The following is a 12,996-nucleotide window of genomic DNA, read 5'->3' as shown; positions in this document are numbered from 1 at the left end:
GAACCCCAGCTCCTTGAACACCCGGAACGCCCCCACCGCCTCCGGCCCCGCAAACCCCAACACCGCCGCCGCATGCCCCCGCACCAACTCCAGCAGCACACCATCCCGCTCCACCTCCGACAGCCCCACCAGGCGCTGCGTCAGAGAGCCGGACAGGTCCGTTCCGGCGGCCACCCGACGGGGCGCCCGGACGAGGTTCTGGAGCAGGGGGTTGAGCGTGCCCTCGACGGCCTGGCGCTGCAGCACCGAGGTGTTCAGCACCGCGGCCACCGGCACCGCATGATGACCCGACAACGCGGCATCGAACATCGCCAACGCCCGTGCACCCGCCATCGCACTCACACCCGTCGCACCGATCCGCGAACGGTCCACCGCACTCAGACCCGCGGTCATCCCACTGTCCTGCTCCCACAACCCCCACGCCACACTGGTACCCGGCAACCCCAGGAACTGCCGGTACTGCGCCAGCCCGTCCACGAACGTGTTCGCCGCCGCATAGTTCGCCTGACCAGCCGATCCGAGCGTGCCGGCAATGGACGAGAACATCACGAACGCCGACAGATCCAACCCGGCCGTCAACCGGTGCAACAACCACGCCGCATCCGCCTTCGCCCGCAACACCCCCGCCAACCGCTCACCCGACAACGACGCCAACGTCCCGTCGTCCAACACCCCGGCCGTGTGCACCACCGCCGCCAACCGACCCTCAAACGACCCCAGCAACCCCGCCAGCGCACCCTCGTCCGCCACATCACAGGCCTCCACACGCACCCGCGCACCCAACCCCACCAACTCCGACCGCAACGCCTCCGCACCCTCGGCCGCCAAACCCCGACGACTCACCAACACCAGATCCCGCACCCCATGACGCACCACCAAGTGCCGCGCCACCAACCCACCCAGCGTCCCCGTACCACCCGTCACCAGCACCGACCCCCCAGAATCCAGACCCCGAGGAACCGTCAGCACCAACTTCCCGACATTGCGACCCCCACTGAAGAACCGGAACGCCTCCCGCGCCCGGAACACCGGCCACGCCACCACCGGCGCCGGCACCAGCACCCCCGCCTCGAACAACGGCCCCAACTCGGCGAACATCCGCCGGATCACGTCGGGCCGGCTCTGCACCAAGTCGTAGAAGTGGTACGTGACTCCCGGGTACTGCGCCGCCACGGTGTCCGCGTCACGAATGTCCGTCTTGCCGATGTCGACGAAGCGGCCACCCTCACCGAGCAGGCGCAGCGAGGCGTCGGTGTACTCCAACGTCAACGCGTTGAGCACCACGTCCAAGGGCCGGCCGCCCGCCGTCGCCCGGAACGCCTCCTCGAACCCGAGGTCCCGCGACGACGCGATCCGCTCCGGCGCGATCCCCGCCTCCGCCAGCACCCCCCACTTCGACGGACTCGCCGTCGCGAACACCTCCGCACCCCAGTAACGCGCCAACTGCACCGCCGCGTTACCCACACCACCCGCCGCACTGTGCACCAGCACCGACTCACCCGCACGCAGCCCCGCACGGTCGTGCAGAGCCTCGTAGGCGGTCAGGTACACCACCGGGACGCCGGCCGCCTGATGGAACGACCAGTCGGCGGGGATGGGAGCCACCAGGCGGTGGTCCGCCACCGCGACCGGGCCGACGCCGTGCAGGAACAGGCCCATCACCCGCTCCCCCACCCGCACCGAGTCGACCTCACTGCCGACCTCGGTGACGACGCCCGCACCCTCGCTGCCGATGTGGCGCTGGCCGGGGACCATGTCCAGAGTCACCAGCACGTCACGGAAGTTGACGCCGATCGCGCGCAACTCCACCCGCACGTCCAGCGGACCCAGCGGAGCAGCCGCCTCCGGCGCCTCCAGCAACGCCAGCCCGTCCAGCGTCCCCCGGGCCGTGGTGTCCAGCCGCCACACGGACGACCCGGCCGGCGCCACCAGCACATCGTCGATCCGCCCCAGCCGGGGCACCAGCACCCCACCCGACCGCACCGCGAACTGCGGCTCGCCGGACGCACTCGCCCCGGCCAGCACGGCGCAGGACGCGGCCTCCGCGTCCAGGTCCGCGAGGACGATTCGGTGGCCCGGGTTCTCCGACTGCGCGGACCGCACCAGACCCCACAGCGCCGCACTCGCCGGATCGACCGCCTCACCGCCGTTCACCGACACCGCACCACGCGTCACCACGACCAGCGTCGACCGCTCGAACCGGGCATCGGACAGCCACTGTTGAAGCAGCATCAGAATGCGTCCGGCCCCCTCGTGGAGCCGCCGGGGCATCGCCTCACCCGGGTCGGTCCCGATGCAGGAGACGACGACCGTGTCCGGCACCGGCTCACCCGCGTCGACAGCGGCCCGGACTCCGGCCAGATCGGCGACGACGGTGGCCCCCAGCGCGCCGGCCAGCGCACTGCCGGAGTCCGCGTCCCGAGCCACGACCAGGGCGCGCGGGGGCGCGACCGGGGCCGGTACGGCCGCCAGCGGGTTCCAGCGCAGTTCGAGCAGGTCGGTCCCGGGGGCGCTGCGCCGGGTGGCGGTGAGGTCGTCGGCGGCGAGCGGCCGCACGGTGAGCCCTTCGACGTCGAGCACCGGCGCGCCGGCGGTGTCGACGGCGGTGATGGCGACCGAGCCGGCGGTGCGGCGCAGCCGGACCCGCAGCACGGTGGCGTCGGTCGCGTGCAGGCGTACCCCGCCCCAGCTGTACGGCAGAGCGACGCCGCTCTCGGTGGCGACCTCGCCGAGCGGGTGCAGGGCCGCGTCCAGCAGCGCCGGGTGGATGCCGAAGCCCGCGCGGTCGGCGCCGTCGGGGAGGACCACTTCGGCGTACAGGTCGTCGCCGTGCCGCCAGCAGCCTCGGGCGCCCTGGAAGAGCGGACCGTAGTGGTGGCCGCGGGCGGCGAGGTCCTGGTAGAGGCGCGCGGTGTCGACGACGGTGGCGCCCGCCGGGATCCAGGAGGCAGGGTCGCCGAGCCCTCGGCCGTCGGTGTCCGGCTGTTCCCCGGTCAGCAGGCCGCTCGCGTGCAGCGTCCAGCTGCGGCCGGTCTGCCGGTCGTCGGCGGGCGTGGCGCTGGGGCGGGAGTGGACGGCCAGGGTCCGCCGGCCGCCCTGCTCGGCGGCTTCGACGGTGACCCGGAGGTCGACCGCATCGCCCTCGGCGAGGGCCAGCGGTGCGTGCAGCACCAGTTCGTCCAGGTGCGGGAAACCGGCGTGCGCGCCGCAGTGGAGGGCGAGGTCGACGAGGGCCGCGCCGGGCAGCAGGACCGTGTCCAGGACGCCGTGGTCGGCCAGCCAGGGGTGGGTGTCGAGGGACAGGCGGCCGGTGAAGACCGTGGCGTCGCTGTGGGCGAGGTCGACGGCGGCGGTGACCAGCGGGTGCGCCGAGGTGGTCTGGCCGAGGGTCGCGGTGTCGCCCGACCTTCCGGTCGCGTCCAGCCAGTGGCGCTCGCGCTGGAAGGCGTAGGTGGGCAGGTCCACCTGGCGCGGGGTGGCACCGAAGAACCCGCGGGCCCAGTCGACCGGGTGGCCGAGGACGTGGAGCTCGGCGAGCGACCGCAGCAGTCGCGCCCGGCCGCCGTCGGCACGACGCAGGGTGCCGACGGCGTGGCCGCCGGTACCGTGCGCCTCGATGGTGTCCTCGACGGCCGCGGTGAGCACCGGGTGCGGGCTGACCTCGACGAAGAAGCGGTGGCCGGTGTCGAGCAGGGCCCGGGTGGTCTGCTCGAGTTCCACCGTGGTGCGCAGGTTCCGGTACCAGTAGTCGGCGTCGAGCTCGGCGGTGTCCAGCAGGCCGCCCGTCACGGCGGAGTGGAACGGCACCGTGCCCGTTCGGGGCGCGATTCCGGCGAGTGCCTCCAGCACCCGCTCGCGAATCTCCTCGACGTGGGCCGAGTGGGAGGCGTAGTCCACCGGGATCCGGCGGGCGTTGATGCCGTCCGCCTCGCACTGGCCCAGCAGTTCGGCGAGGGCCTCGCTGTCGCCCGAGACCACGGTCGAGGAGGGCGCGTTGACGGCGGCGATGCCGATCCGCCCCTGATGGCGAGCCAGCCGGGGCGCCAGTTCCGCGGCGGAGAGCGACACCGAGACCATGCCGCCGCGCCCGGCGAGCGCCCTGATCGCCCGGCTCCGCAGGGCGACGATCCGGGCGGCGTCCGGCAGGGACAGCCCGCCCGCCACGTAGGCGGCGGCGATCTCGCCCTGGGAGTGCCCGGCGACCGCATCCGGCTTGACGCCGAGGGAACGCCACACGGCCGCCAGCGAGGTCATCACCGCGAACAGCGCGGGCTGCACCACATCGACCGCGTCGAGGCCGGGCGCGCCCGGCGCTCCGCGCAGGACGTCGGTCAGCGACCAGTCGACGTACGGGGCGAGCGCCTCCTCGCAGGCGGCCAGATGCTCGCGGAAGACCGGGGAGGAGTCGAGCAGCTCGACCGCCATCCCGTCCCACTGCGAGCCCTGCCCGGGGAACAGGAACACGGTGCCGCCCCCGGTGCCGGCCGTACCGGTGACCAGCCCGGCGGCGGGTTCCCCGGCGGCGAGGGCCCGCAGGCCCCGCGCGAAGCCGGCCGGGTCCTCGGCGACGACGACGGCGCGGTGGTCGAACAGGCTCCGGGTGGTGGCCAGCGAGTGCCCGACGTCCTTCGGGTCCAGGTCCGGGCGTCCGTCGGTGAGGGTCAGCAGCCGCTGGGCCTGTTCCCGCAGGGCCGTCTCGCCGGCCGCCGAGAGGATCCACGGCACCTCGCCGACGGGGGCGTCGGCAGCCTCGGTCCCGGGCGTCGGCGCGATCGGGGCGGGCGCCTCCTCGAGCACGAGGTGGCCGTTGGTGCCGCTGATGCCGAACGAGGAGACGGCCGCGCGCCGCGGACGGCCGTAGTCCGGCCAGGGCTGTGACTGGATGAGCAGGGAGACCGCGCCCGAGGCCCAGTCGACGTGCGGCGACGGCTCGTCGATGTGCAGGGTCTTCGGCAGGAGGCCATGGCGCAGCGCCATGACCATCTTGATGACGCCGCCCACGGCGGCGGCGGCCTGGCTGTGGCCGATGTTGGACTTGAGCGAGCCGAGCCACAGCGGCCGGTCCTCCGGCCGCCCCTGGCCGTAGGTGGCGAGCAGCGCGCGGGCCTCGATCGGGTCGCCGAGGGTGGTTCCGGTGCCGTGCGCCTCGACCGCGTCCACGTCGGCGGTGCTCAGGCCGGAGCCGGACAGCGCCTGGCGGATGACCGCCTCCTGGGCCGGACCGTTGGGCGCGGTGAGCTGGCTGCTGGTGCCGTCCTGGTTCACGGCGGAGCCGCGGACCACCGCGAGGACGGGGTGACCCAGCCGCTGCGCGTCGGACAGCCGCTCCAGCAGGATCAGGCCGGCACCCTCGGACCAGCCGGTGCCGTCGGCGGAGGCCGCGAAGGACTTGCACCGGCCGTCCGGAGAGAGGCCTCGCTGGCGGCTGAACTCGACGAAGGTGTCCGGGGTCGACATCACGGTGACGCCGCCGGCCAGGGCGAGGTCGCAGTCCGCGTTGCGCAGGGCCTGTACAGCGAGGTGGATGGCCACCAGGGAGGAGGAGCAGGCGGTGTCCACGGTGATCGCCGGACCGTGCAGGCCCAGGGTGTAAGCCAGCCGTCCCGAGGCGATGCTGCCGGCGCTGCCGTTGGCGACGAAGCCCTCGAAGCCCTCGGGCGCGGGGCGGAGTCGGCTCGCGTAGTCGTGGTACATCACGCCGGTGTAGACAGCCGTCCGGGTGCCGCGCAGGTTCTCCGGGTTCATCCGGGCCCGTTCGAACGTCTCCCAGGCCACCTCCAGCAACAGCCGCTGCTGCGGGTCGAGCGCGGCGGCCTCCTTGGGCGAGATGCCGAAGAAGGACGGGTCGAACTGGTCGGCGTCGTGGAGGAATCCGCCCTGCCGGGTGTACGAGGTTCCCTCCCGGTCCGGGTCGGGGTCGTAGAGCTCGGCCGGGTTCCAGCCGCGGTTGTCCGGGAACTCGGAGATCGCGTCGGTCCCGGCCGACACCAGCTGCCACAGGTCCTCGGGGCTGCGCACGCCGCCGGGGTAGCGGCACGCCATGCCGACGATCGCGATCGGCTCGGTGGCGCGCTCCTCAACCTCGTTGAGCCGCTGCCGGGCCTGGAAGAGATCAGCGGTGACCCGCTTCAGATAGTCGACGAGCTTGGCGTCTTCAACCGTCATCTGGCACCGTCCGATCAGTTGCTGGAGAGTTGGCTGTCGATGAAGTCGAGGACTTCTTCCGCGGTCGCGGCCATGAGCATGTCGGTGACGTCGGCCCCGCCCGAGCGGCTGTCCAGGCGCCGCAGCAGCTCGCGCAGGCGGCTGGTCACCTCGTCCCGCACGGCGCCGTCGTCCAGGGCGGTCGCGGTCACCGCCGCCTCGAACCGGTCGAGTTCCGCGAGCACCGGTCCCACGACGGGCCCTGCACCGCTGGTCAGTCGGCCGCGGAGATGGTCCGCGAGCGCGAGCGGGGTCGGATAGTCGAAACCGAGGGTTGTGGGCAGCCGCAGGCCGGTGGCCCCGGCGATGCGGTTGCGCAGGTCGAGCGCGGTCAGCGAGTCGAACCCCAGGTCCAGGAAACCGCGTTGGCTCGCAACGGCTTCGGGGGTCGGATGCCCGAGGACGGCCGCGGCGTGCGTACGGACCAGGTCGAGCAGGAGCCGGCGCTGTTCGGCCTCATCGAGGGCGAGCAGGCGTTGGACCAGGTGGTCCCGCCGGTCGGCCGGTACCGCGTCGGGCTGCCGCCGCGCCGCGCGGACGAGGCCGCGCAGCAGCGGCGGCAGCGTTCCGGCCTCGGCCTGGGCACGCAGGACGGCCTGGTCGAAGGTCACCGCGGCCGGGGCCGGATCCGCGCCGGCGAGCGCCGCGTCGAACAGGGCGAGCGCGCGGTCGGCTGCCAGCGGAACGATTCCGCTCTGACCGATCCTGGCCCGGCCGCTCTCCCCGAGTCCGCTCGCCATGCCGCCGTCCTGCTGCCACAGGCCCCAGGCGATGCTGGTCGCGGTCAGCCCCCGGCACCGGCGGTGCCGGGCGAGCGCGTCCAGGAAGCTGTTCGCGGCGGCGTAGTTGGCCTGTCCGGCCGAGCCGAGCAGGCCGGCCGCCGATGAGAAGAGCACGAAGGCTGCCAGGTCCTGGCCCTCGGTGAGCCGGTGGAGAAGCCAGGCGGCGTCGATCTTGGGCCGCAGGACCGCGGTCAGCTGCTCATGGGTGAGCGTGCCGAGGGTGGCGTCGTCGAGCGTTCCGGCGGCGTGGATCACGGCGGTCAGCGGCCGTCCGCCGGGGAGGGCCGCGAGCAACCCGGCCAGGGCCTCGGGGTCACCGGTATCGCACGCCACTACGGTCGCGTCGGCACCGAGGTCTGCCAGCTCCGCGCACAGTTGCTCCGCACCCTCGGCGTCGGGGCCCCGGCGGCTTGCCAGCACCAGATGGCGAACGCCGTGACGTGTCGCCAGATGCCTCGCCAGAAGTGAACCGAGGCTGCCGGTGCCGCCGGTGATGAGCACGCTGCCCGCGGGGTCGAACGAGCGCTGCCCGGCCACCGGACCGGCGGCGTCACGGGTCAGTCTGGGCACCAGGATCTCCCCCGCGCGGAGCGCGAGTTCGGACTCGTCCGAGGTGAGCAGGGCGGAAAGGACATCGGCGGTGACGGGGGCTCCGTCGAGATCCAGCAGCTGGACGCGGGCGGGGTGCTCGGACCGGGCGCTGCGGGCCAGCCCGAGCAGAGCCGCCTGAAGCGGATCCGGGTCCTCCTCGGCGGTCACGGCGACCGCGCCCCGGGTCAGCACGACGAGCCGGGTCTGCGCCAGTCGCTCGTCCCGCAGCCAGCCCTGCACCTGGTCGAGCAGCGCGTGGACTGCGGCGTGCGTACGATCCGGCACGGTCGGGCCTTCGGGGACGCGGACCGGCAGCAGGATCGCGTCGGGTGCAGGCGCTCCGCCGTCCAGCGCGTCGGCCAGCGCGGTGACGTCCGGGAAGCATTCGGCCGCCAGGGCGACCGCCGCGGTGGCGAGGCCCGGATCACCGGCCGTACCCGAGGGGGCCAGCATCGCGTACATGTAGCGCTGCCGGGGCACCGCGGCAGGGGGCAGGGCGACCCAGCGCAGGCCCAGCAGCGGAGCGCGGCCGCCGACCGCCGCAGCAGTGACCGGCCGGAAGGCCATCGAGCCCACCGTCAGCACGGGTGCGCCGGACGGATCCCACGCCTCGATCGCGACGGCCGACTCGCCTTCGGGGCGCAGGCGCACCCGCAGGCTGCTGTCGGCCGGCGCATGGAGGGTGACCTCGCTCCAGGCGAACGGCAGGACCGTCTCGGACTCTCCCGCCTCACGCGCCAGGGCGAGCGGGTGCAGCGCCGCGTCCAGCAGCGCGGGGTGGACACCGTAGCCGGATGCCTCGACCCCGTCGGGCAGCGCCACCTCGGCGTAGAGGTCCGACCCGTCCCGCCAGCACGCGCGCAGCCCCTGGAAGGCCGGCCCGTACTGATAGCCCCGATCGGCGAACCGCTGGTACGCGTCGGCCAGTTCGAGCGGGACCGCGTTCTTCGGCGGCCAGTCGGCCGGCAGGGACGGACCCGGCCGCTCCCCCTCCGCCGTGCAGCTGCCGGAGGCGTTCAGCAGCCAGTCGGCGCCCTCGTCGGCGCGCGAGTGGAAGCTGAACTCACGGCGACCGTGTTGATCGGCGGCCGCGACGATGACCTGGACCTCGACACCGCCGTCATCCGGCAGGACGAGCGGGGCGTGCAGGGTCAGTTCCTCCAGCCGGGTGCAGTCGGCGAACCGGGCGGCGGCGCAGGCCAGTTCGAGGAAGGCCGTACCGGGAAGCAGCACGCTCCCGATGACGGCGTGGTCGGTCAGCCACGGGTGGCCGCCCCGTGACAGCCGTCCGGTCAGCACGAGGCCCGACCCGTTGGCGGGCCGGACGGCCGCGCCCAGCAGCGGGTGGTCGACGGCCGCGAGACCGAGCGAGTCCGGGCGCACGGTGCCCGCGGTCGCGTTCAGCCAGTAGCGGCGGCCGTCGAAGGGGTAGGTCGGCAGGTCGGCGCGTGGCCCGGTCACGGGCCAGGCGACAGGCGTACCGTGGACATGGACCCCCGACAACGCCTCCCGGAACGACCGCCCCTCACCACGACGCCGGTCCAGCACCGCGAACAGCCGACCCTCATACCCGACGGGCAGGCCCTGCTCCGCGAGTGTGGTCAACGTCGGACCCGGACCGACCTCCAGGAACAACCCCACACCCGAACCCACCAGATACTCCACCGCCCGCTGGAACAACACCGGACGACGCACCTGCTCCACCCAGTACCCCGGATCCGTCAACTCCCCCTCCGCCGCCGGCACCCCCGTCACATTCGACACCACCGCAACCCGCGGCGCCCGCAACCGCACACCCCGCACAACCTCCCCGAACTCCCCCAACACCGCATCGACATGATGCGAATGGAACGCCCCCGACACCGCCAACCGACGCGAACGCACCCCCCGCGCCGCCAACACCGCCGCGACCTCGTCCAACGCCCCCCCATCACCCGAAACCACCGTGCTCAACGGCGAGTTCACCGCCGCCACCGACACCCGCCCACCCAACCCGCCCAGCAGGCCCTCCACCCGCGACAACGGGCCGTTCACCGCCAGCATCCCGCCGTCCACCGCCAGCCCGTCCATCAACCGGCCCCGCGCCGCCACCAGCACCGCCGCATCCTCCAGCGACAACACCCCCGCACAATGCGCCGCCGCCAACTCCCCCACCGAATGCCCCACCAACACATCCGGCACCACACCAAGCCCCGTCAACGTGCGGAACAACGCCGTCTCCACCGCGAACAAAGCAGGCTGCGCGAACCCCGTCCGCTCCAACAACCCCCCGTCCCCCGCGAACAACACATCCCTCAACGGCACCTCCAACAACCCATCGAACGCCCCGCACACCTCCTCCAACGCCCCCGCGAACCCCGGCACGACTGCCGACAACTCCCGCCCCATCCCCCCATACTGCGCACCCTGCCCCGTGAACAGGAACGCCGTCCGCCCACCCGACGCCCGCCCCCGCACCACACCCCCAGCCGAACCACCCGACGCCAGCGCCCGCAAACCCGCCAGGAAACCCTCCCGATCATCCGCCACCACCGCCGCCCGATGCTCGAACACCGACCGCCCACCAGCCAGTTCACCCGCCACACCCGCCAACGACACCCCCGGCGCCGCCTCCACCACCGCCGCCAACCGCGCCGCCTGCACCGACAAAGCCACCTCCGACTTCGCCGACAACACCCACGGCCACACCAACCCACCCTCCTGCGGCGCCGCCTCCTCCTGCGGCGCCTGCTCCACGATCAGATGCGCATTCGTCCCACTGATCCCGAACGACGACACCGCCGCCCGACGCACCCGACCCACCCCCGGCCACACCCGCGCCTCAGCCAACAACTCCACCGCACCCGACGCCCAATCCACATGCGCACTGGGCCGATCGATGTGCAACGATCGCGGCACCACCCCATGCCGCAACGCCATCACCATCTTCATCACCCCGGCCACGCCGGCAGCGGCCTGGGTATGACCGATGTTCGACTTCACCGACCCCAGCAGCAACGGCCGCTCCACAGGCCGGTCCTGTCCGTACGTCGCCAGCAACGCCTGCGCCTCGATCGGATCACCCAACCGCGTCCCCGTCCCGTGCGCCTCCACCACATCCACATCAGCCGCCGACAGACCCGCATTCGCCAACGCCTGCCGGATCACCCGCTGCTGCGACGGACCGTTCGGCGCCGTCAACCCGTTCGACGCACCATCCTGGTTCACCGCCGAACCACGGATCACCGCCAACACCCGATGCCCGTTCGCCCGCGCGTCCGAGAGGCGTTCGATCACCAACAGGCCGACGCCCTCACCCCATCCGGTTCCGTCGGCGGCGTCGGCGAAGGACTTGCACCGGCCGTCCGGCGCCAGACCGCGCTGCCGGCTGAACTCGATGAACAGCCCCGGCGTCGCCATCACCGCCGCACCACCCACCAGGGCGATGTCGCACTCGCGGTTGCGCAGCGCCTGGCACGCCATGTGCAGCGCGACCAGCGAGGAGGCGCACGCCGCGTCGATGGTGACGGCCGGCCCCTGGAGGCCGAAGGTGTAGGCGATGCGGCCCGAGGCGACGCTGGACGTGTTGCCGGTCAGCAGGTAGCCCTCGGATGCCTGGTCGGCCTGGTGCATGCGCGGCCCGTAGTCCTGGTTCGCGGCGCCGACGTACACCCCGGCCTGGGAGCCGTGCAGCGTGGCGATGTCGATCCCGGCCCGCTCGACCGCCTCCCACGCCACCTCCAGCAACAACCGCTGCTGCGGATCCATCGCCGCGGCCTCCCGCGGCGAGATCCCGAAGAACTCGCCGTCGAAGCGGTCCGCCTCACGGAGGAAGCAGCCCTCGCGGCCGTAGGTGCTCCCCGCCCGGTCCGGGTCCGGGCTGTACAGGGCGTCGAGGTCCCAGCCCCGATTGACCGGGAAGCCCGACACGGCGTCCCGCTCCTCGACCACCAGCTCCCACAGCTCCTCGGGGCTGGTGACACCGCCGGGGTAGCGGCAGGCCATGCCCACGATGGCGATCGGCTCGGTTGCTCTCGCCTCGACCTCCGTCAGGCGCTGGCGGGTCTGCCGCAGGTCCGAGACGGCGCGCTTGAGATACGTCCGGAGTTCGTCGTCGCCAACCATCTGATCAATTCCTCTCCGGACACCGAGCGGACACGTGGACATGCGCGCGGACCTGCGCGCCGCGGAGGGCGGTCATCCCGGACTCGGGCATCACAGCGCACCCAGCTCGTCGTCGAGCACGCCGATGAGTTCCTCGTCGGAGAGCGCGTCCAGGTCACCGAGGCCGCTACCGGCCTGGCCGCTGCGGCTCTGCCAGGTCCGCAGCAGTTCCTTCAACCGGGCCGAGATCTCGGCGGCCTGCCGGTCGTCGACCACAGCGGCCGACAACGACGTTTCCAGCCGCGCGAGTGAGTCCGTGACCGGGCTGCCGGTGGCCGTGTTCCCGGCGACCGGGTTGCCGGCGGCAGGTTCGTCGGCGCCGAACCGGTCGCGCAGGTACGCGACGACGGCGGCGGAAGTGGGATGGTCGAACACCAGCGTCGACGGGAGGCGGAGACCGGTCCCGGTGATGAGCCGGTTACGCAGTTCCACCGACGTCAGCGAGTCGAACCCGAGGTCCGAGAAGGACTGGCCCAGCTGGACCTCCTCGGGGTCGGGCAGGGCGAGGACGGCAGCGACCTGGGCACGAACCAGCTCCAGCAGCGCGGCTTCCCGTTCACCGCCGGACAGCCGGGCGAGCCGGTCCCCCGGCGCGACCGCACGCCGAGCGGTGGGCACGGGGTCGGCGGGCCGGCGGACGAGGTTCTGGAGCAGGGGGTTGAGCGTGCCCTCGACGGCCTGGCGCTGCAGCACCGAGGTGTTCAGCACCGCGGCCACCGGCACCGCATGATGACCCGACAACGCGGCATCGAACATCGCCAACGCCCGCGCACCCGCCATCGCACTCACACCCGTCGCACCGATCCGCGAACGGTCCACCGCACTCAGACCCGCGGTCATCCCACTGTCCTGCTCCCACAACCCCCACGCCACACTGGTACCCGGCAACCCCAGGAACTGCCGGTACTGCGCCAGCCCGTCCACGAACGTGTTCGCCGCCGCATAGTTCGCCTGACCAGCCGATCCGAGCGTGCCGGCAATGGACGAGAACATCACGAACGCCGACAGATCCAACCCGGCCGTCAACCGGTGCAACAACCACGCCGCATCCGCCTTCGCCCGCAACACCCCCGCCAACCGCTCACCCGACAACGACGCCAACGTCCCGTCGTCCAACACCCCGGCCGTGTGCACCACCGCCGCCAACCGACCCTCAAACGACCCCAGCAACCCCGCCAGCACACCCTCGTCCGCCACATCACAGGCCTCCACACGCACCCGCGCACCCAACCCCACCAACTCCGACCGCAACGCCTCCGCACCCTCGGCCGCCAAA

2 protein-coding genes and 2 pseudogenes are annotated in these 12,996 nt (G+C 72.9%); all 4 read right to left on the bottom strand.

What is annotated here, in order from left to right:
- Positions 1 to 6,120, bottom strand: a pseudogene (locus ACFQ87_RS40870) (type I polyketide synthase); the annotation flags it as partial.
- A 59-nt stretch (positions 6,121 to 6,179) separates the two neighbouring features.
- Positions 6,180 to 11,723 (bottom strand): type I polyketide synthase, encoded by a 5,544-nt coding sequence (locus tag ACFQ87_RS40865; protein ID WP_380616034.1) that lies wholly within the window; start codon positions 11,721 to 11,723, stop codon positions 6,180 to 6,182.
- A gap of 48 nt (positions 11,724 to 11,771) precedes the next feature.
- Complete coding sequence (locus ACFQ87_RS40860; RefSeq protein ID WP_380616035.1) at positions 11,772 to 12,560, bottom strand: phosphopantetheine-binding protein; 789 nt, start codon at positions 12,558 to 12,560, stop codon at positions 11,772 to 11,774.
- 72 nt (positions 12,561 to 12,632) lie between these two features.
- Positions 12,633 to 12,932 (bottom strand): annotated as a pseudogene (locus ACFQ87_RS40855) (KR domain-containing protein); the annotation flags it as partial.
- Positions 12,933 to 12,996 lie beyond the last annotated feature (64 nt).

Source organism: Kitasatospora sp. NPDC056531, assembly GCF_042794375.1.
Classification (GTDB): Bacteria; Actinomycetota; Actinomycetes; order Streptomycetales; family Streptomycetaceae; genus Kitasatospora.
Note: the sequence above shows the minus strand (reverse complement) of the source record. Positions and strands in the feature narration are given on the sequence as shown.